The sequence below is a fragment of the Pseudomonas sp. 9_2_1 genome, from assembly GCF_059295275.1.
This window is the reverse complement of sequence record NZ_CM181239.1, coordinates 5,183,947-5,203,263: the sequence shown is the minus strand read 5'-3', so window position 1 is coordinate 5,203,263 and position 19,317 is coordinate 5,183,947. Positions and strand designations below refer to the sequence as shown.

The 19,317-nt window shown below is 61.7% G+C and carries 18 protein-coding genes; 13 read left to right on the top strand and 5 right to left on the bottom strand.

From position 1 onward, the window contains the following. Positions 1–9 precede the first annotated feature (9 nt). Positions 10–1,170: a Do family serine endopeptidase AlgW gene (gene algW, locus AC5O5I_RS23610; protein WP_172229686.1), complete on the bottom strand. Its 1,161-nt coding sequence runs from the start codon at positions 1,168–1,170 to the stop codon at positions 10–12. A gap of 168 nt (positions 1,171–1,338) precedes the next feature. On the opposite strand from algW, the gene AC5O5I_RS23605 reads away from it, so the two are divergent. From AC5O5I_RS23605 to ltrA, 4 genes are all read left to right on the top strand, one after another. Further along, on the top strand, positions 1,339–2,097 hold the full coding sequence (locus tag AC5O5I_RS23605; protein ID WP_494511651.1) for a Nif3-like dinuclear metal center hexameric protein: 759 nt from the start codon (positions 1,339–1,341) through the stop codon (positions 2,095–2,097). A 230-nt stretch (positions 2,098–2,327) separates the two neighbouring features. Further along, a complete protein-coding gene (gene cysD, locus AC5O5I_RS23600; protein WP_056801777.1) occupies positions 2,328–3,245 on the top strand; it encodes a sulfate adenylyltransferase subunit CysD in 918 nt (305 codons plus the stop codon). Positions 3,246–3,260: 15 nt separating this feature from the next. Continuing rightward, a complete protein-coding gene (gene cysN / locus AC5O5I_RS23595) occupies positions 3,261–5,162 on the top strand; it encodes a sulfate adenylyltransferase subunit CysN (protein ID WP_172229710.1) in 1,902 nt (633 codons plus the stop codon). 472 nt (positions 5,163–5,634) lie between these two features. Then, positions 5,635–7,056: a group II intron reverse transcriptase/maturase gene (gene ltrA, locus AC5O5I_RS23590; protein WP_494511650.1), complete on the top strand. Its 1,422-nt coding sequence runs from the start codon at positions 5,635–5,637 to the stop codon at positions 7,054–7,056. Positions 7,057–7,156: 100 nt separating this feature from the next. Here the strand turns inward: ltrA and AC5O5I_RS23585 are convergent, their stop codons facing one another. Then, complete coding sequence (locus tag AC5O5I_RS23585; RefSeq protein ID WP_025340567.1) at positions 7,157–7,636, bottom strand: Lrp/AsnC family transcriptional regulator; 480 nt, start codon at positions 7,634–7,636, stop codon at positions 7,157–7,159. Between the two features lie 127 nt (positions 7,637–7,763). Between AC5O5I_RS23585 and AC5O5I_RS23580 the strand changes: the two genes are divergently transcribed. After that, positions 7,764–8,960 (top strand): methionine gamma-lyase, encoded by a 1,197-nt coding sequence (locus AC5O5I_RS23580; RefSeq protein WP_494511649.1) that lies wholly within the window; start codon positions 7,764–7,766, stop codon positions 8,958–8,960. A gap of 251 nt (positions 8,961–9,211) precedes the next feature. Here AC5O5I_RS23580 and AC5O5I_RS23575 read toward each other — a convergent pair whose 3' ends face one another. Continuing rightward, positions 9,212–9,649 (bottom strand): Z-ring associated ZapG family protein, encoded by a 438-nt coding sequence (locus tag AC5O5I_RS23575; RefSeq protein ID WP_172229061.1) that lies wholly within the window; start codon positions 9,647–9,649, stop codon positions 9,212–9,214. Between the two features lie 135 nt (positions 9,650–9,784). On the opposite strand from AC5O5I_RS23575, the gene AC5O5I_RS23570 reads away from it, so the two are divergent. From AC5O5I_RS23570 to zapE, 3 genes are all read left to right on the top strand, one after another. Continuing rightward, positions 9,785–10,420 carry an alpha/beta hydrolase gene (locus AC5O5I_RS23570; protein WP_494511648.1) on the top strand — a complete coding sequence of 212 codons (636 nt, stop codon included), beginning with the start codon at positions 9,785–9,787 and terminating at the stop codon, positions 10,418–10,420. A 25-nt stretch (positions 10,421–10,445) separates the two neighbouring features. After that, positions 10,446–11,795 carry a tryptophan--tRNA ligase gene (locus AC5O5I_RS23565; protein ID WP_172229057.1) on the top strand — a complete coding sequence of 450 codons (1,350 nt, stop codon included), beginning with the start codon at positions 10,446–10,448 and terminating at the stop codon, positions 11,793–11,795. A gap of 84 nt (positions 11,796–11,879) precedes the next feature. Then, entirely contained in the window at positions 11,880–12,974 is a 1,095-nt protein-coding gene (gene zapE / locus AC5O5I_RS23560; RefSeq protein WP_172229055.1) for a cell division protein ZapE, read from the top strand. An 81-nt stretch (positions 12,975–13,055) separates the two neighbouring features. Here zapE and AC5O5I_RS23555 read toward each other — a convergent pair whose 3' ends face one another. Then, positions 13,056–13,976 carry a GlxA family transcriptional regulator gene (locus tag AC5O5I_RS23555; protein WP_172229065.1) on the bottom strand — a complete coding sequence of 307 codons (921 nt, stop codon included), beginning with the start codon at positions 13,974–13,976 and terminating at the stop codon, positions 13,056–13,058. 289 nt (positions 13,977–14,265) lie between these two features. Beyond that, entirely contained in the window at positions 14,266–15,306 is a 1,041-nt protein-coding gene (locus tag AC5O5I_RS23550) for an NADP(H)-dependent aldo-keto reductase (protein WP_172229053.1), read from the bottom strand. Positions 15,307–15,564: 258 nt separating this feature from the next. On the opposite strand from AC5O5I_RS23550, the gene rplM reads away from it, so the two are divergent. From rplM to AC5O5I_RS23525, 5 genes are all read left to right on the top strand, one after another. After that, the gene (rplM, locus tag AC5O5I_RS23545; RefSeq protein ID WP_003260798.1) at positions 15,565–15,993 is read left to right on the top strand and encodes a 50S ribosomal protein L13; all 429 of its coding nucleotides are present in this window, start codon (positions 15,565–15,567) and stop codon (positions 15,991–15,993) included. A gap of 14 nt (positions 15,994–16,007) precedes the next feature. Beyond that, positions 16,008–16,400, top strand: coding sequence for a 30S ribosomal protein S9 (rpsI, locus tag AC5O5I_RS23540; RefSeq protein ID WP_003260797.1), 393 nt, complete (start codon positions 16,008–16,010; stop codon positions 16,398–16,400). 262 nt (positions 16,401–16,662) lie between these two features. After that, on the top strand, positions 16,663–17,256 hold the full coding sequence (gene petA / locus AC5O5I_RS23535; RefSeq protein ID WP_172287389.1) for a ubiquinol-cytochrome c reductase iron-sulfur subunit: 594 nt from the start codon (positions 16,663–16,665) through the stop codon (positions 17,254–17,256). After that, complete coding sequence (locus AC5O5I_RS23530) at positions 17,256–18,467, top strand: cytochrome b (protein ID WP_172230771.1); 1,212 nt, start codon at positions 17,256–17,258, stop codon at positions 18,465–18,467. Before petA ends, AC5O5I_RS23530 begins: the two co-directional genes overlap by 1 nt. Further along, the gene (locus AC5O5I_RS23525; RefSeq protein ID WP_172287066.1) at positions 18,467–19,246 is read left to right on the top strand and encodes a cytochrome c1; all 780 of its coding nucleotides are present in this window, start codon (positions 18,467–18,469) and stop codon (positions 19,244–19,246) included. The genes AC5O5I_RS23530 and AC5O5I_RS23525 overlap by 1 nt, the downstream gene beginning before the upstream one ends. Positions 19,247–19,317 lie beyond the last annotated feature (71 nt).

Genomic DNA, 19,317 nt, shown 5'->3' with positions numbered 1-19,317 from the left:
CCCCGTTTATTACTTCTCTTCTGTGGTCACTGCTGGTGCCGGTGGCGGCCGTAGCCCCACCTCGGCAATCAGCTTCAACTGTTGCCCATTGCGCATCACCTCGATGGTGATCTTCTCGTTGGGCTTGATCCGCGCCACCTGATTCATCGACTTGCGCCCGTCACCGGCGGGCTCGCCGTTGATGCTCATGATCACATCACCCAGCTGCAGCCCGGCCTTGGCCGCCGGCCCTTCGCGGAAGATGCCCGCCACCACGATGCCCGGGCGGTCTTTCATGCCGAACGACTCAGCCAGCTCCTGGCTCAGCGGCTGCACTTCGATACCCAGCCAGCCACGGATCACCTGGCCGTGCTCGATGATCGACTTCATCACCTCCAGCGCCAGTTTTACCGGAATGGCGAAGCCGATGCCCTGTGAGCCACCCGACTTGGAGAAGATCGCCGTATTGATGCCGACCAGGTTGCCGCTGGCATCCACCAGCGCACCGCCGGAGTTGCCCGGGTTGATCGCCGCGTCGGTCTGGATGAAGTCCTCATAGTTGTTAAGGCCCAGCTGGTTGCGGCCGGTGGCGCTGATGATGCCCATGGTCACGGTCTGGCCGACCCCGAACGGGTTGCCGATGGCCAGCGACACGTCGCCGATGTGAATGGTGTCGGAGCGGCCGATGGTGATGGCAGGCAGCTTCTTCAGGTCGATCTTCAGCACCGCCAGGTCGGTTTCCGGGTCGCTGCCAATTACCCGGGCCAGGGTCTCGCGGCCGTCTTTCAGGGCCACGACGATCTGGTCGGCGCCGCTGGTGACGTGGTTGTTGGTCAGCAGGTAACCCTCGGGGCTCATGATCACCGCCGAGCCCAGGCTCGACTCCCAGCGCCGCTGCTTGGGCAGGTTGTCGCCGAAGAAACGCCGGAACTGCGGGTCTTCGAACAGCGGGTGGGCGCTCTTGTTCACCACCTTGGTGGTGTACAGGTTGACCACCGCCGGGGCGGCCAGGGTCACGGCATCGGCGTAGGACACCGGGCCCTGCATGATCCGCGTAGTCTGCGGGGCTTGTTGCAGGTTGACGTCCTGGCTGGGCAGGCCGACCCATTGCGGGAAGCGCTGGATGATCAGCATGGCGATCAGTATGCCGGTAAGCAGGGGCCAGCCAAAGTAACGCAAAGCCTTGAACATGAACGAATCCTGGAAAGAGCGAAGGCCGGTGGCCGCGCGGTGGGGCATGAGCGCGCGCGATGATACACCGGTTCCCCCAGTGCCGGCGACGGCCCATAATGGCCGGCATTATACGGGCGTTCCATAGGCGTTGTGCCCGAGAAAAGCGCAGTTTTCGAGGAGATTTGCATGGCCGTCGCTCTAAACACCCTGGTCGAGGAAGCCGAGCGTTACCTGGGCAGCGCGAAGATCCAGGACTATTGCCCCAACGGCCTGCAGGTCGAGGGCCGGCCGCAGGTCAGCCGGATTGTCAGCGGCGTCACCGCCAGCCAGGCGTTGCTGAATGCCGCGGTGGAGGCGGGGGCCGACCTGGTGCTGGTACACCATGGGTATTTCTGGAAAGGCGAAAACCCGTGCGTCACCGGCATCCGCCAGCGCCGCCTGAAGACCTTGCTGAGCAACGATATCAGCCTGCTGGCGTTCCATCTGCCACTGGACGTGCACCCGGAGGTCGGCAACAACGTGCAGCTGGCGCGGCAACTGGACATTACCGTCGAAGGGCCGCTGGACCCAGCGAACCCCAAAGTGGTCGGGCTGGTCGGTTCGCTCGCCGAGCCGATCACCGCGCGTGATTTTGCCCGGCGGGTGCAGGAAGTGCTGGGGCGTGAGCCGTTGCTGGTCGAGGGTGATCAGATGATCCGTCGGGTCGGCTGGTGCACCGGGGGCGGGCAGGGCTACATCGACACCGCGATCGCGGCCGGGGTGGATTTGTACCTGACGGGCGAAGCGTCCGAGCAGACCTATCACAGTGCGCGCGAGAACGGCGTCAGCTTCATTGCTGCCGGGCACCATGCCACCGAACGCTACGGGGTGCAGGCGCTGGGTGATTACCTGGCACGGCGGTTTGCCGTGGAGCACCTGTTCATCGATTGCCCGAATCCGATCTGAGATCGGCGTTGCCTTCTTCGCGGGCGCGCCCGCTCCCACAAGGACTCCACCGTACCTGTGGGAGCGGGCATGCCCGCGAAGAGGCCGGGCCTGCAAGCCCAAACCCCCAGTCATATCGTTAGACTTTTTCGATCTAGCCCGCCTCCTAAATAGAAGCTACCGCTGTGATAAAGTGGCTCGCTCGAACACGGCCCGCAGGCCGTCCATAAGATCGTTTTTCGTGAGTAGCCATGGTCGACAAACTGACGCACTTGAAACAGCTGGAGGCGGAAAGCATCCACATCATCCGCGAGGTGGCCGCCGAGTTCGACAACCCGGTGATGCTGTACTCGATCGGCAAGGATTCCGCCGTGATGCTGCACCTGGCGCGCAAGGCCTTCTTCCCGGGCAAACTGCCGTTCCCGGTGATGCACGTCGACACCCAGTGGAAATTCCAGGAGATGTACAGCTTCCGCGACAAGATGGTCGAGGAAATGGGCCTGGAGCTGATTACCCACGTCAACCCGGAAGGTGTGGCGCAGGGCATCAACCCGTTCACCCATGGCAGCTCCAAGCACACCGACATCATGAAGACCCAGGGCCTGAAGCAGGCGCTGGACAAGCATGGGTTCGACGCCGCCTTCGGTGGCGCGCGCCGTGACGAAGAGAAGTCGCGGGCCAAGGAGCGCGTGTATTCGTTCCGTGACAGCAAGCATCGCTGGGACCCGAAAAACCAGCGCCCCGAGCTGTGGAACGTGTACAACGGCAAGGTCAACAAGGGCGAGTCGATCCGCGTGTTCCCGCTGTCGAACTGGACCGAGCTGGATATCTGGCAGTACATCTACCTCGAAGGCATCCCGATCGTGCCGCTGTACTTCGCCGCCGAGCGTGAAGTCATCGAGAAGAACGGCACCCTGATCATGATCGACGACGAGCGCATCCTCGAGCATCTCAGCGACGAAGAGAAAGCGCGCATCGTCAAGAAGAAGGTGCGTTTCCGTACCCTGGGCTGCTACCCATTGACGGGTGCGGTCGAGTCGGAAGCCGAGACCCTGACGGACATCATTCAGGAAATGCTCCTGACCCGTACGTCCGAACGCCAGGGCCGTGTCATCGACCACGATGGCGCCGGTTCCATGGAAGACAAGAAACGCCAAGGCTACTTCTAATTTCAGGGTTACTCCATGTCGCACCAATCTGATCTGATCAGCGAGGATATCCTCGCCTACCTGGCCCAGCATGAGCGCAAGGAACTGCTGCGCTTCCTGACCTGCGGCAACGTCGACGATGGCAAGAGCACCCTGATCGGGCGGCTGCTGCACGACTCGAAGATGATCTACGAGGACCACCTCGAGGCCATCACCCGTGATTCGAAAAAGTCCGGTACCACCGGCGAAGAAGTCGACCTGGCGCTGCTGGTAGATGGCCTGCAGGCCGAGCGTGAGCAGGGCATCACCATCGATGTCGCCTACCGCTACTTCTCCACCGCCAAGCGCAAGTTCATCATCGCCGACACCCCGGGCCACGAGCAGTACACCCGCAACATGGCCACCGGTGCCTCCACCTGCGACCTGGCGATCATCCTGGTCGACGCCCGCTACGGCGTGCAGACCCAGACCCGTCGCCACAGCTACATCGCCTCGTTGCTGGGCATCAAGCACATCGTGGTCGCGGTCAACAAGATGGACCTCAAGGGCTTCGACCAGGAAGTCTTCGAGTCGATCAAGGCCGACTACCTGCAGTTCGCCGAAGCCATCAACCTGACCCCGAGCAGCCTGCAGTTCGTGCCGATGTCGGCGCTCAAGGGCGACAACGTGGTCAACCACAGCGAGCGTTCGCCGTGGTATACCGGCCCGACGCTGATGGAAATCCTCGAAACCGTCGAAGTGTCGGCCGACCGCAACTTCACCGACCTGCGTTTCCCGGTGCAGTATGTCAACCGCCCGAACCTGAACTTCCGCGGCTTCGCCGGCACCCTGGCCAGCGGCGTGGTGCACAAGGGCGACGAAATCGTCGTGCTGCCATCGGGCAAGAGCAGCCGTGTCAAATCCATCGTCACCTACGAAGGTGAGCTGGAGAACGCCGGCCCCGGCCAGGCCGTGACACTGACCATGGAAGACGAGATCGACATCTCCCGTGGCGACCTGCTGGTGCATGCCGACAACGTACCGCCGGTGACCGACCAGTTCGACGCCATGCTGGTGTGGATGGCCGAAGAGCCGATGCTGCCTGGCAAGAAGTACGACATCAAGCGTGCTACCAGCTACGTGCCGGGCTCGATTGCCAGCATCACCCACAAGGTGGATGTGAACACCCTGGAGAAGGACGCTGCCAGCGCCCTGCAACTGAACGAGATCGGCCGCGTCAAGGTGTCCCTGGATAGCGCCATCGCCCTGGACGGTTACGACAGCAACCGCACCACCGGCGCGTTCATCGTCATCGACCGCCTGACCAACGGCACCGTCGGCGCCGGCATGATCATCGCCCAGCCCGTCCTGCCGCATGGCAGCACCGGGCAGCATGGCAAGCAGGCCCACGTGTCCACCGAAGAGCGCGCCTTGCGCTTCGGCCAGCAGCCAGCCACCGTGCTGTTCAGCGGCCTGTCCGGCGCTGGCAAGAGCACCCTGGCCTATGCCGTGGAGCGCAAGCTGTTCGACATGGGCCGTGCGGTGTACGTGCTCGATGGTCAGAACCTGCGGCACGACCTGAACAAGGGACTGCCACAGGACCGCGCCGGCCGTACCGAGAACTGGCGCCGCGCCGCCCATGTGGCGCGCCAGTTCAACGAAGCCGGCCTGCTGACCCTGGCCGCATTCGTGGCCCCGGATGCCGAAGGCCGCGAGCAGGCCAAGGCACTGATCGGCAAGGAGCGCCTGGTGACCGTTTACGTCCAGGCCTCGCCGCTGGCCTGCCGCGAGCGTGACCCGCAAGGCCTGTACGCTGCCGCTGGCGACAACATCCCGGGCGAAAGCTTCCCGTTCGATGTGCCGCTGGATGCGGACCTGGTGATCGACACCCAGTCCACCAGCGTGGACGAAGGCGTGAAGCAGGTGCTGGACGTGCTGCGTCAGCGTGGCGCGATCTAAGCGCTGGCCCGCAATTAAAAAACCCGCTTCGGCGGGTTTTTTTGTTGTGCGCCAGGCATGGCGCGTTGCGCGTAAGCGCAACCTGCTTGGCTGTGGTGGCCGAGCGGGTGACTTGGAGGTGAAAGTCCTCTACACACCCGGCAAGGGGAAGTGTTAGCCGGAGGCAAGGGTGTCGCGGGCGACTGCGAATCTGAAGGAAGCCCGAGGCAAAATGCTGGCCTGACGAACAGGAAGCGGATCAGGCGGCACAGCGGGGTCAGGCGGCAACAATCGCCAAAGCCCAATACTTGCACGGAGCGCTGTGACGTAAATCCGACAGGCATAAGCAGGAAGGTCGCGCGAATTACCCTGGGAGATCTGTACGCTTGCCATAGTGCTACCGAGCGTCGAGAGGCGATGGGATGAGCGTGCAGAAGTCAGCCGAAGCCGTAGTAAGTGGCGGTTAACCGCGCCACCAAGGGCCGAACAGGTTATGCCGCTAGTAGGCGTCACTGTCTCGTTGGTAGCCGTAATGCAGAAATTTCCTACAACGGAATCTGTCACTCCGAATCCTGGCCAGAAGCCGAGGGTGATGCCTGACAGTGCAAAGGTGCCGGCGGCGTCAGCGACGTGGACGAACGCAGAGCCGGACACGCTGATGGAGCGGGTGCTTGCACCGACCAACCTCAGGCGTGCGTATCAACGCGTGGTTAGCAACAAGGGGGCTCCGGGTGCTGATGGCATGACGGTCGCTGACTTGGCGGGCTACGTGAAACAGTATTGGCCAACCCTCAAGGCCAGGTTGCTGGCCGGTGAATACCATCCCCAAGCAGTGCGAGCGGTTGAAATTCCCAAGCCGCAGGGCGGCACACGGCAACTGGGAATCCCCACCGTCGTGGATCGCCTGATCCAGCAAGCACTGCAGCAGCAGCTCACACTTATCTTCGACCCACTGTTCTCGGACTACAGCTATGGTTTTCGTCCGGGCAGAAGTACGCATCAAGCCATCGAGATGGCTCGTGCTCATGTGACAGCGGGACACCGCTGGTGCGTGGAAATCGATCTGGAGAAGTTCTTCGATCGAGTCAACCACGACATCCTGATGGCCTGTATCGAGCGCCGGGTCAAAGATAAGTGCGTACTCAGGCTTATCCGCCGCTACCTTGAAGCGGGAGTCATGTCAGGCGGTGTCGTCAGCCCACGGCAGGAGGGGACGCCGCAAGGCGGCCCGCTCTCGCCGCTGCTGTCGAATATCCTGCTCGACGAACTTGACCGCGAACTGGAACGGCGGGGTCACCGCTTCGTGCGCTATGCCGATGACGCGAACATTTATGTACGCAGCCCTCGGGCTGGCGAACGGGTACTGGCCGGTGTCGAACGCTTCCTGAATCAACGTTTGAAACTGACGGTGAATCAGAAGAAGAGTCGAGTCGCGAGAGCCTGGAAGTGTGACTACTTGGGCTATGGGATGAGCTGGCATCAGCAGCCAAGGCTGCGGGTGGCAACGACGAGCCTGGGTCGCCTGCGCGACCGGCTCGCAGAGCTGCTACGCGGTGCACGGGGTCGCAAGATGACGAATACCATCGGGCGGATAAACCCTGTCCTGCGAGGCTGGGCGGGTTACTTCAAGCTTAGCCAGAGCAAACGGCCACTTGAGGAACTGGATGGCTGGATCAGGCACAAACTCCGCTGTGCCATCTGGCGCCAATGGAAGCAGCCCTCTACGAGGGCGCGCAACCTGATGCGTCTGGGCTTGAGCGAAGAGCGTGCCTGTAAATCGGTCTGTAACGGCCGAGGCCCGTGGTGGAACTCGGGGGCGCCACATATGAATCAGGCGCTGCCGAAGAAGCTATGGGATCGACTCGGACTGGTCTCGATACTGGATACGATCAACCGGCTTAGCCGCATAGCTTGAACCGCCGTGTACGGAACCGTACGCACGGTGGTGTGAGAGGACGGCGGGTGTGAGCCCGCCTCCTACTCGATTCTCGTTTCCACGGGACCGCGGGTGCCGTTCAGATATGTTTTTCAGACACTGGAATTACGCGCCGCTCCTTCACCGCCTTGTAGGAAAAACTCGAATAAATCTCCTTCACCCCCGGCAAGCGTTGCAGCACCTCGCGGGTGAATTCCCCGAACGACTCCAGGTCGCGCGCAAGAATTTCCAGCAGAAAATCATAGCGCCCCGAGATGTTGTGGCAGGCCACGATCTCGGGAATTTCCATCAGCCGTTGCTCGAACGCCAACGCCATGTCCTTGGTGTGCGAATCCATCATGATGCTGACGAAAGCGGTCACGCCAAACCCCAGCGATTTGGGCGAGAGGATGGCCTGGTAGCCAGTGATGTAGCCGTTGTCTTCCAGCAGCTTGACCCGCCGCCAGCAGGGCGAGGTGGTCAGTGCCACCTGGTCGGCCAGCTCGGCGACGGTAAGGCGGGCGTTGTCCTGCAGCGCGGCAAGCAGCGCGCGGTCGGTGCGGTCGAGAGTCGAAGGCATGTCTTGCCCTCCAGGTTTGGTTTTTGTTGTTTTTGTTCCAGCATCTACCCGAACGCATGGGCCAATTTGGAAAAAAACGGGCAGGCCAGTGGCATAAGCTTATAGCAAACCACAAGAGGCTGTTGCCATGCGCGACTCCCACAATAAAACCGGTTTTTCTACACGCGCCATTCACCACGGTTACGATCCCCTGCCTCACGGTGGCGCCCTGGTCCCGCCGGTATACCAGACGGCTACCTATGCCTTTCCCAGCGTTGAATACGGCGCCGCCTGCTTTGCCGGGGAGCAGGCGGGGCATTTCTACAGCCGCATATCCAACCCTACCCTGGCCTTGCTGGAGCAGCGCATGGCCTCGCTGGAGGGCGGGGAAGCGGGCCTGGCGCTGGCGTCGGGCATGGGGGCCATTACTTCGACGATCTGGACGCTGTTGCGGCCGGGCGACGAGTTGATTGTCGGCCTGACGTTGTATGGCTGCACCTTCGCGTTCCTGCACCATGGCATCGGTGAGTTCGGGGTGAAGATTCGCCATGTCGACCTTAACGATGCGCAGGCCTTGAAAGCGGCCATCAACGGCAAGACGCGGATGATCTACTTCGAAACACCCGCCAATCCCAACATGCAGATGGTGGATATCGCGGCGGTTGCCGACGCCGCGCGAGGGCATGACTTGTCTGTGGTCGTCGACAACACCTATTGCACGCCTTACCTGCAGCGGCCATTGGAACTGGGTGCTGACCTCGTGGTGCACTCGGCCACGAAATATCTGAGCGGCCACGGCGATATCACTGCGGGCCTGGTGGTGGGGCGCAAGGACCTGGTTGACCGGATTCGCCTGGAAGGACTGAAGGACATGACCGGCGCGGTGCTGTCACCGCACGACGCGGCGCTGCTGATGCGCGGGATGAAGACCCTGGCCCTGCGCATGGACCGGCATTGCGAAAATGCCATGCAGGTCGCGCAGTTCCTGGCCCGGCAGCCACAGGTTGAGCTGATCCATTACCCAGGGTTGACGTCGTTCCCGCAGTACTTGTTGGCCCAGCGGCAGATGCGCTTGCCCGGCGGGATGATTGCCTTCGAGCTCAAGGGGGGTATAGAGGCGGGGCGACGCTTCATGAATGCCCTGCAACTGTTTGCCCGGGCGGTGAGCCTGGGGGACGCGGAGTCACTGGCGCAGCACCCGGCGAGCATGACCCATTCCAGCTACACCGCCGAGGAGCGGGCGCAGCATGGCATTTCGGAAGGGCTGGTGCGGTTGTCGGTGGGGCTGGAGGATGTGGAGGACCTGCTGGCGGATGTCGAGCAGGCGTTGCAAGCCTGCACATGAGCTGGTCATGCGGAGACGGAAAGTTTGCCCGATGCCTGATTCGGCAGGACAGGGGCAGTCTGGATGGGCTGGCGCAATGGCCAGTTCATCCAGCAGGAGTATCACCATGAAAGTAGTGCCAGAATACCTCGAACTGTTCATCTGCCGCAGCGGCGGTGACGACGAGGAGGGCGGTCAGTCCTGGCGTAAGCCTTGATCTGAATGAAAACCCCGCTTCGGCGGGGTTTTCATTGTTGGCGCGTTATCGGCCGTCAGCGTTTGAGCCCGTAGCTCTCGTCGAGCATGCCCGGCGAGTTCGGCGCTTTTGGTGCATAGTCGCGCGGGACTTCGGCAGTGTCCTTCGGCGGGGTCAGGCGATCACGCGGGCCTTGCGCGCCTTCGGAGTGCAGTGCGGCCAGCAGGCGCTGGCGAGTGACGTCATCGAGGGCCAGGCTGTTGGCGCCTTCGGCCAGGTGATCCTGGACATCCTGGTAGCTCTGGGTCAGTTTTTTGACCAGCATGGCGGTGCTGTTGAAGTGGGTAACCACTTCGTTCTGGTAGCTGTCGAAGCGCTTCTGCATTTCATCCAGCTGACGCTGAGTGCTGCTTGGCGCGGCATTGGGCAGCAGGCGGGCCACGACGAAACCAACTACCACACCAATGACCAGGGCCAAGGTCGGCAACAACCAAACAAGGAGCGAGAGTTCCACGAGTCCTTCCTCTATAAACGGCTTTGCTTTACGTTAACGGCTCAGACCTGCGCTGTATACCGCGAGCGATCGCAAATCAGAACAGAATTCCTCACCTAGACGAATCGACCCTTCACCAGGTCACGGAGTAGTGCCTTGCTTGTCCGCGAAACCCCCTTGTTCATCGATGGCCCCAGCGGCCAGCTGGAAGCCTTGTACCTGGACGTGCCCGAAGCCCGCGGCGCGGTGCTGATCTGCCATCCCAACCCGGTCCAGGGCGGCACCATGCTCAACAAGGTGGTCTCGACCCTGCAACGCACCGCCCGCGATGCCGGCTATGTCACCTTGCGCTTCAACTACCGTGGCGTCGGCCAGAGCGCTGGCAGCCATGACATGGGCGCGGGTGAGGTGGCCGATGCCGAGGCTGCGGCAGCCTGGCTGCGTGAACAGCATCCGCACCTGCCACTGGTGCTGATGGGCTTCTCGTTCGGCGGTTTTGTCGCCACCAGCCTGGCCGGCCGCCTGGAAACCGACGGCGTGACGCTGCAGCGGCTATTCATGATCGCCCCGGCGGTGATGCGCCTGACCGCGCAATTCCCGCTGCCGCAGCGCTGCCCGATCACCGTGGTGCAGCCGGACGCCGACGAAGTCGTCGATCCGCAGCTGGTTTACCAGTGGTCCGACAGCCTGTCGCGCCCCCATGAGCTGCTGAAAGTGGCAGAATGCGGACACTTCTTCCATGGCAAGCTGACCGATCTGAAGGATCTGCTGCTGCCGCGCCTTTCGAACTGAGCCAAGCCTGAATAAGCGAACACCCATGACCACGCGCATTCTTACCGGTATCACCACCACCGGCACTCCGCACCTGGGCAACTACGCCGGCGCCATCCGCCCGGCGATTCGTGCCAGCCAGCAGCCCGGTGTCGATTCGTTCTACTTCCTGGCCGACTACCACGCCCTGATCAAGTGCGACGACCCGCTGCGTATCCAGCGCTCGCGCCTGGAAATCGCCGCCACCTGGCTGGCCGGTGGCCTCGACCCGGACAAGGTGACCTTCTACCGTCAGTCCGACATCCCGGAAATCCCCGAGCTGACCTGGCTGCTGACCTGCGTGGCGGCTAAAGGCCTGCTCAACCGTGCGCATGCCTACAAGGCCTCGGTGGACAAGAACGTCGAAGCGGGCGAAGACGCCGATGCCGGCGTGACCATGGGCCTGTTCAGCTACCCGGTGCTGATGGCTGCAGACATCCTGATGTTCAACGCCAACCAGGTGCCGGTCGGCCGTGACCAGATCCAGCACGTGGAAATGGCCCGCGACATCGGTCAGCGCTTCAACCACCTGTTCGGCCAGGGCAGCGACTTCTTCGCCCTGCCGGAGGCGGTCATCGAGGAAAGCGTGGCGACTCTGCCGGGCCTGGACGGGCGCAAGATGTCCAAGAGCTACGACAACACCATCCCGCTGTTCACCAGCGCCAAGGACATGAAAGACGCCATCTCGCGCATCGTCACCGACTCGCGGGCGCCAGGCGAGGCGAAAGACCCGGACAACTCGCACCTGTTCACCCTGTTCCAGGCGTTCTCGACGCCGGTGCAATGCGCCGAGTTCCGCGACGAGCTGCTGCAGGGCCTGGGCTGGGGCGATGCCAAGCAGCGCCTGTTCCAGCTGCTGGACGGCCAGTTGGCTGAAAAGCGCGAGTATTACCACCAGCTGATCGCCCGCCCGGCCGACCTGGAAGACATCCTGCTGGCTGGCGCGGCCAAGGCCCGGAAGATCGCCACCCCGTTCCTCGAGCAACTGCGCGAGGCCGTTGGCCTGCGTTCGTTCCGCAGCAGCGTGCAGGCCAGCACCGAAGTGAAGAAAAAAGCCGCCAAGAGCGCGCGTTTCGTCAGCTTCCGTGACGAGGACGGCAGCTTCCGCTTCCGCCTGCTGGCCGCTGATGGCGAGCAATTGCTGCTGTCGCGCAGCTTCGCCGACGGCAAGAGCGCCGGCGCTGTCAGCAAGCAGCTGCAGCAGGGTGGCGAGGCCGATGTACGCGTCGAAGGCCTGGGCTTCGGCCTGTGGCTGAATGGCGAGCAGGTTGCCGACGGGCCGCAGTTCGACAGCGCTGAAGCCCGCGATTCGGCTATCGAAAGCCTGCGTGTAGCGCTTCAGCCACAACAAGACTGAGGCATTTCGCCGCAAGTCGCATTGCCATTAGGCGGGCCTGTCGCTACAGTGACGGCCCGTTTTTTGTTGCCTCGCTAACGAATTATGACTCCCTTAGAACGCTATCAAGCAGATCTGAAACGTCCCGACTTCTTCCATGACGCGGCGCAGGAAACTGCGGTGCGTCACCTGCAGCGCCTGTACGACGACCTGGTACACGCGCAGAACAACAAGCCGGGCATGTTCGGCAAGCTGTTCGGCAAGAAGGAGCAGACCCCGGTCAAGGGCCTGTACTTCTGGGGTGGGGTAGGGCGAGGCAAGACCTACCTGGTCGATACCTTCTACGAGGCGCTGCCGTTCAAGCAGAAGATGCGCACGCACTTCCACCGCTTCATGAAGCGTGTGCACGAGGAAATGAAAACCCTCAAGGGCGAGAAGAACCCGCTGACCATCATCGCCAAGCGCTTCAGCGATGAAGCCAGGGTGATCTGCTTCGACGAATTCTTCGTCTCGGACATTACCGACGCGATGATCCTCGGCACCTTGATGGAAGAGCTGTTCAAGAACGGCGTATCGCTGGTGGCCACCTCCAACATCGTGCCGGACGGTCTGTACAAGGACGGCCTGCAGCGTGCGCGCTTCCTGCCGGCCATTGCCATGATCAAGCAGTACACCGACGTGGTGAACGTGGACAGCGGCGTCGACTACCGCCTGCGTCACCTGGAGCAGGCCGAACTGTTCCACTACCCGCTCAACGACGCGGCGCACCAGAGCATGCGCGCCAGCTTCAAGGCGCTGACCCCTGAGTGCACCCAGGCGGTCGAGAACGATGTGCTGATGATCGAAAACCGCCCGATCAATGCCCTGCGTACCTGCGACGATGTCGCCTGGTTCGACTTCCGCGCCCTGTGCGACGGCCCGCGCAGCCAGAACGACTACATCGAGCTGGGCAAGATCTTCCATGCTGTACTGCTGAGCAATGTGGAGCAGATGGGCGTGGCCACCGACGACATCGCCCGCCGGTTCATCAACATGGTGGACGAGTTCTACGACCGCAACGTCAAGCTGATCATCTCGGCCGAGGTCGAGCTGAAGGACCTGTATACCGGTGGCCGCCTGAGCTTCGAATTCCAGCGGACCCTGAGCCGGTTGCTGGAGATGCAGTCGCACGAATTCCTGTCGCGCGCTCACAAACCGTAAGAAAGCCGGGGCCGCTCTGCGGCCCATCGCTTGTGGGAGCCGCGCTTGCCGGCGATGGGCTGCGAAGCAGCCCCGAGGTCCTCAAGCCTCTTGCATGAACTGCTGCCGATACTGGTTCGGTGACAGCTCGGTATGCTGGCGGAACAGCCGTGCAAAGAAACTCGCATCGTCATAGCCGACCTCATAGCTGATGGTCTTGATGCTCTTGCGCGTGCTCGACAACAACCCCTTGGCCGTCTCGATCCGCAGCCGCTGCAGGTAGTGCAGCGGCTTGTCACCGGTTGCCCCCTGGAAGCGACGCATGAAGTTGCGGATGCTCATGCCGTGGTTGCGGGCCACGTCCTCGAAGCGGAACTTGTCGGCGAAGTGCTCTTCCAGCCAGTGCTGGATCTGCAGGATGATCAGGTCCTGGTGCAGCTTCTGGCCACCAAAGCCCATGCGCCCCGGGGTGTAGTTGCGCTGCACTTCGTAGAGGATGTCGCGGGACACCGCGCGGGCCACGTTGGCGCCACAGAACCGTTCGATCAGGTAGATGTACAGGTCGCAGGCCGAGGTGGCGCCACCGGCACAATAGATATTGTCAGCGTCGGTCAGGTGCTTGTCCTGATTCAGCCGGATCTTCGGAAACCGTTCGGCAAAGGTGGTGAAAAAGCGCCAGTAGGTGGTCGCCTCCTTGCCGTCCAGCAGGCCCGATTCGGCCAGCCAGAACACGCCACTGGCTTCGGCGCACAGCACCGCGCCACGCGCATGCTGCTGGCGCAACCAGGGCAGCACCTGTGGATAACGTTGCAGCAGGTTGTCGAAGTCGTCCCAGTAGGCCGGGAGGATGATCACATCGGCGTCGTCCAGGCCGCCGTCAACCGGTAGCTGGACATTGCTGAAACTGTCCACGGGCTGGCCGTCGGGGCTCACCAGGCGGATCTCGAACATGGGGTCGAGGCCCAGGCCCAGCTGTTTGCTGTAGCGCAGGCTGGCGAGGTGGAAGAAGTCCTTGGCCTGCATCAAGGTCGAAGCGAACACCTTGTCAATGGCCAGGATGCTGACGCGCCGCAGCGACGCGGGGGGTTGGGTAAACATCATTGTCATTGTTCTTATAGGGTAGAGTGGTCAATCACCGGCTGGATCGTCTTATTTTTTGGCGATTGTGTCTAGCCCAAGCAACAGAGGGGCTGCTGTGCAGCCCAATCGCCGGCAAGCCAGCTCCCACAGGTACAGCGCAGGCCTCAGGTTCGATGCCATCCTGCGGGAGCTGGCTTGCCGGCGATCGGGCCTCAAAGCGGCCCCTTTACGCTCAAGGCGCAGGGTTCGGCTGCTCCTGATGAATCGCCTCGATCGCCGCCAGCAGCTCGTCGCTCAGGTTCAGCTCAGCGCTGGCCAGGTTGCTCTCCAGCTGCTCCAGGCTGGTCGCTCCAATGATGTTGCTGGTCACGAACGGCTGCCGGGTGACGAACGCCAAAGCCATCTGCGCAGGGTCCAGGCCGTGCTCGCGGGCCAGCTGCACGTAGCGGCTGCAGGCTGCCACGGTCTGCGGGTTGGAATAGCGGGCAAAGCGGCTGAACAGGGTCAGGCGTGCGTGCTCAGGCCGTGCGCCATTCTCGTACTTGCCCGACAGCATGCCGAAGGCCAGCGGGGAATAGGCCAGCAGGCCGCACTGCTCGCGGATGGCCACTTCTGCCAGGCCCACCTCGAAGCTGCGGTTGAGCAGGTTGTACGGGTTCTGGATCGACACCGCCCGCGGCCAGCCACGGCTCTCGGCCAGCTGCAGGAACTTCATGGTGCCCCACGGCGTTTCGTTGGACAGGCCGATGTGGCGGATCTTGCCCGCGCGCACCTGCTCGTCGAGCACTTCGAGGGTTTCTTCCAGTGGGGTGAAATGGTCCTGTGGCAGGTGCTGGTAGCCCAGCTTGCCGAAGAAGTTGGTGTTGCGTTCCGGCCAGTGCAGCTGGTACAGGTCGATGCGGTCGGTCTGCAGGCGCTCCAGGCTGGCATCCAGCGCCGCGACGATGTGCTGGCGGTTGTGCTTGAGCTGGCCGTCGCGGATGTGGCTGATGCCGTTGCCGGGGCCGGCGACCTTGCTGGCCAGCACCCAGTCGTCGCGGTCACGGTTTTCGCGGAACCAGTTGCCGATGATGCGTTCGGTGGCTGCATAGGTTTCCGGGCGGGGCGGCACCGGGTACATCTCTGCGGTGTCGATGAAGTTGACCCCGGCGGCCTTGGCCCGGGCAATCTGCGTGAAGGCATCGGCCTGGACGTTCTGCTCGCCCCAGGTCATGGTGCCCAGGCACAGGGCGCTGACGGTGAGGTCGGTACGGCCGAGCTGGCGGTATTCCATCGGTTGGACACTCCTTGGCAATGGAAGCTCATCAAAGCAGGTTGAAATTTTTCGCGCAATCTGGATAATCCACCCCCTCTCCGCGTGGCGGAAGTGATGCACCACCGCGCAGGAAGAACCCCGTCGAACATTGGCGTGCCCGACCCGAGCCCCCAAAAGCGTCTGTGTTCGGCTGCGCGCTTGCCCTTGGCAAGCTGTGCACTATCCAGTAAGATTCGCCGTCTATTTTTCGCTGGGCGGCCTCTGAGGCTTTAGAGAATGAAAACTTTTACTGCTAAACCGGAAACAGTAAAGCGCGAGTGGTTCGTAGTCGACGCCGCTGGCCAGACCCTGGGTCGTCTGGCTACCGAAATCGCTAGCCGTCTGCGTGGCAAACACAAACCAGAATACACTCCTCACGTTGACACCGGCGACTACATCGTCGTCATCAACGCCGAGCAGGTTCGTGTGACTGGTGCCAAGTCTTCCGACAAAATGTACTACTCCCACTCCGGTTTCCCAGGTGGCATCAAGGAAATCAACTTCGAGAAGTTGATCGCCAAGGCCCCTGAGCGTGTTATCGAAACCGCGGTCAAAGGCATGCTGCCGAAGAACCCGCTGGGTCGCGACATGTACCGTAAGCTGAAAGTGTACGCGGGTGCAGCTCACCCACACACTGCTCAGCAGCCTCAAGAACTGAAGATCTAACGGGAAAGTTCATTATGTCGGCGACTCAAAATTACGGCACTGGCCGTCGCAAGACCGCAACCGCTCGCGTATTCCTGCGTCCGGGTACTGGTAACATTTCCATCAACAACCGTTCTCTGGACGTGTTCTTCGGTCGCGAAACCGCTCGCATGGTTGTTCGTCAGCCGCTCGAGCTGACCGAAACCGTTGAGAAGTTCGACATCTACGTCACCGTTTCCGGTGGTGGTGTCAGCGGTCAAGCCGGTGCGATCCGTCACGGTATCACCCGCGCTCTGATGGAATACGACGAAACCCTGCGTGGCGCTCTGCGTCGTGCTGGCTACGTCACCCGCGACGCTCGTGAAGTCGAGCGTAAGAAAGTGGGTCTGCGTAAAGCGCGTAAGCGTCCTCAGTACTCCAAGCGTTAATATCGCTTCGGCAGTCGAGAAAAGCCCGGTTCCTTGGAACCGGGCTTTTTTTTTGCCTTGAACTAACCTGTCAGCATGTCGGTGACCGCTTGTCGCATAGACGCAGATCAAGCAAAGCGCTGGTAGGGGCCCTCGCCGGGGTATTCACCTTGTCAGTGTGTGGTTTTGTTTCTTACCATGACGACCAAAATTTAGCGCCACTGACACAACCTAAGTACAGGTCTGGTGCAACAGGCCAAGCAAGCTGATGGGAGAGGACTGAATGAGCAATGACGGCGTCAACGCAGGCCGGCGCCGCTTCCTCGTAGCCGCGACATCCGTGGTCGGGGCAGCGGGAGCAGTGGGGGCTGCGGTACCGTTCGTGGGGTCATGGTTTCCCAGTGCCAAGGCGAAAGCCGCAGGTGCACCGGTGAAGGTCAATATTGCCAAGGTCGAGGCCGGGCAGCAGATGGTGGCCGAGTGGCGTGGCCAGCCCGTGTTCATCGTACGGCGAACGGAGGAAATCCTCGGCAACCTCAAGAAAATCACCGGCGAACTTTCTGATCCCGAGTCCAAGGCTTCGGTGCAGCCGACCTATGTCGACCCGGAGGTTCGCTCGATCAAGCCGGAAATCCTCATTCTCGTCGGCCTGTGCACGCATTTGGGCTGCTCGCCCACCTTCCGCCCGGAAGTCGCGCCTGCCGACCTTGGACCGAAGTGGGTGGGGGGCTACTTCTGCCCGTGCCACGGTTCCCACTATGACCTGGCTGGGCGTGTCTACAAGTCGCAGCCAGCGCCTCTCAACCTGCCAGTGCCACCGCACTCTTACGAGTCGGACGATGTCATCGTCATCGGCGTCGATCAGGAGAACGCATGATGAGCAAGTTCATGGACTGGATTGATGCTCGCTTCCCCGCCACCAAGATGTGGGAAGACCATCTGAGCAAGTATTACGCGCCCAAGAACTTCAACTTCCTGTACTTCTTTGGCTCCCTGGCGCTGCTGGTGCTGGTCAACCAGATCGTCACCGGGGTGTGGCTGACCATGAGTTTCACGCCCTCGGCGGAGGAGGCGTTCGCCTCGGTCGAGTACATCATGCGGGACGTCGAGTACGGCTGGATCCTGCGCTACCTGCACTCCACGGGGGCGTCGGCGTTCTTCATCGTGGTCTACCTGCACATGTTCCGCGGCCTGCTGTACGGCTCCTACCAGAAGCCACGCGAGCTGGTCTGGCTGTTCGGTATGCTGATCTACCTGGCACTGATGGCCGAGGCATTCATGGGCTATCTGCTGCCGTGGGGGCAGATGTCTTACTGGGGGGCCCAGGTGATCATCTCGCTGTTCGGTGCCATTCCGGTGATCGGTGATGACCTGACCCAGTGGATTCGCGGCGACTACCTGATCTCGGGCATCACCCTTAACCGCTTCTTCGCCCTGCATGTGGTTGCCCTGCCAATCGTGATTCTCGGTCTGGTGGTGCTGCACATCCTCGCGCTGCACGAAGTGGGCTCGAACAACCCCGATGGTGTGGACATCAAGAAGAAAAAGGACGAAAACGGCATCCCTCTGGACGGTATTCCGTTCCATCCGTATTACACGGTCAAGGACATTGTCGGTGTGGTGGTGTTCCTGTTCGTGTTCTGCGCCGTGGTGTTCTTCTTCCCGGAAATGGGCGGCTATTTCCTGGAAAAACCGAACTTCGAGCAAGCCAACGCCTTCAAGACACCGGAGCACATCGCGCCTGTGTGGTACTTCACGCCGTTCTACGCGATCCTGCGTGCTGTGCCTGACAAGTTGATGGGCGTTATCGCCATGGGTGCGGCCATCGCCGTACTGTTCGTTTTGCCCTGGCTCGACCGCAGCCCGGTGCGCTCCATGCGTTACAAGGGCTGGATCAGCAAGACCTTCCTGCTGGTGTTCTGTGTGGCCTTCGTCATCCTGGGCGTGCTGGGCGTACTGGCGCCGACACCTGGGCGCACCTTGCTGTCGCAGGTGTGCACGGTGTTGTACTTCGCCTACTTCCTGTTGATGCCGTTCTACACAAGGCTCGAGAAGACCAAACCGGTTCCGGAAAGGGTGACTGGCTGATGAAAAAGTTGATTGCAGTATTTTTGCTGGCAGTGATGCCTGCCTTTTCCTTTGCTGCCGAACATGGCCTGGAGCTGGACAAGGCCGATATCGACCTGACCGACAAGGCCGCCATGCAGGACGGTGCGCGTACCTTTGCCAACTATTGCATGGGTTGCCACAGCGCCAAGTTCCAGCGCTACGAGCGGGTGGCCGATGACCTGGGGATCCCTCACGAGCTGATGCTCGAGAAACTGGTGTTCACCGGTGCCAAGATTGGTGATCACATGCAGATCGGCATGAAGCCCAGCGACGCCAAGACCTGGTTTGGTGCTGCGCCACCTGACCTGACCCTGGTGGCACGGGTGCGCGGTACCGACTGGCTGTACACCTACCTGCGCAGCTTCTACGAGGACCCGTCGCGGCCTTATGGGGTGAACAACAAGGTGTTCCCTAACGTCGGCATGCCCAACGTGCTGGTCGGCCTGCAGGGTAACCAGGTGGTTGGCTGCAAGCAGGTGCAGACCGTGGTCGATGGCAAGAAGCAATTCGACCCGCTGACCGGCAGCCCATTGACCCATGAGGCCTGCGACCAGCTGACCATCACGCCGAATTCCGGTACTCTGACGACCGAGCAGTTCGACGAGAAGGTCAAGAACCTGGTGACCTTCCTGGCCTATTCGGCCAACCCGGTAAAACTGGAAAGCCAGCGCATTGGTACCTACGTGTTGCTGTACCTGGCTTTCTTCTTCGTATTCGCCTATTTGCTCAAGCGGGAATACTGGAAGGACGTGCACTGATCACGCAGTAGTTTCTGGTTGTTGAACGCGCCCGCGGGGCCCTGGCAAAACTGCCAGGGCCCCGCGGGCGC

Excerpts from the sequence above, each read along its gene's own strand:
- algW (WP_172229686.1), bottom strand. The coding sequence starts at position 1,170 with ATGTTCAAGGCTTTGCGTTACTTTGGCTGGCCCCTGCTTACCGGCATA.
- AC5O5I_RS23605 (WP_494511651.1), top strand. The coding sequence starts at position 1,339 with ATGGCCGTCGCTCTAAACACCCTGGTCGAGGAAGCCGAGCGTTACCTG.
- cysD (WP_056801777.1), top strand. The coding sequence starts at position 2,328 with ATGGTCGACAAACTGACGCACTTGAAACAGCTGGAGGCGGAAAGCATC.
- cysN (WP_172229710.1), top strand. The coding sequence starts at position 3,261 with ATGTCGCACCAATCTGATCTGATCAGCGAGGATATCCTCGCCTACCTG.
- ltrA (WP_494511650.1), top strand. The coding sequence starts at position 5,635 with ATGCCGCTAGTAGGCGTCACTGTCTCGTTGGTAGCCGTAATGCAGAAA.
- AC5O5I_RS23585 (WP_025340567.1), bottom strand. The coding sequence starts at position 7,636 with ATGCCTTCGACTCTCGACCGCACCGACCGCGCGCTGCTTGCCGCGCTG.
- AC5O5I_RS23580 (WP_494511649.1), top strand. The coding sequence starts at position 7,764 with ATGCGCGACTCCCACAATAAAACCGGTTTTTCTACACGCGCCATTCAC.
- AC5O5I_RS23565 (WP_172229057.1), top strand. The coding sequence starts at position 10,446 with ATGACCACGCGCATTCTTACCGGTATCACCACCACCGGCACTCCGCAC.
- zapE (WP_172229055.1), top strand. The coding sequence starts at position 11,880 with ATGACTCCCTTAGAACGCTATCAAGCAGATCTGAAACGTCCCGACTTC.
- AC5O5I_RS23555 (WP_172229065.1), bottom strand. The coding sequence starts at position 13,976 with ATGCAGGCCAAGGACTTCTTCCACCTCGCCAGCCTGCGCTACAGCAAA.
- AC5O5I_RS23550 (WP_172229053.1), bottom strand. The coding sequence starts at position 15,306 with ATGGAATACCGCCAGCTCGGCCGTACCGACCTCACCGTCAGCGCCCTG.
- rplM (WP_003260798.1), top strand. The coding sequence starts at position 15,565 with ATGAAAACTTTTACTGCTAAACCGGAAACAGTAAAGCGCGAGTGGTTC.
- rpsI (WP_003260797.1), top strand. The coding sequence starts at position 16,008 with ATGTCGGCGACTCAAAATTACGGCACTGGCCGTCGCAAGACCGCAACC.
- petA (WP_172287389.1), top strand. The coding sequence starts at position 16,663 with ATGAGCAATGACGGCGTCAACGCAGGCCGGCGCCGCTTCCTCGTAGCC.
- AC5O5I_RS23530 (WP_172230771.1), top strand. The coding sequence starts at position 17,256 with ATGAGCAAGTTCATGGACTGGATTGATGCTCGCTTCCCCGCCACCAAG.
- AC5O5I_RS23525 (WP_172287066.1), top strand. The coding sequence starts at position 18,467 with ATGAAAAAGTTGATTGCAGTATTTTTGCTGGCAGTGATGCCTGCCTTT.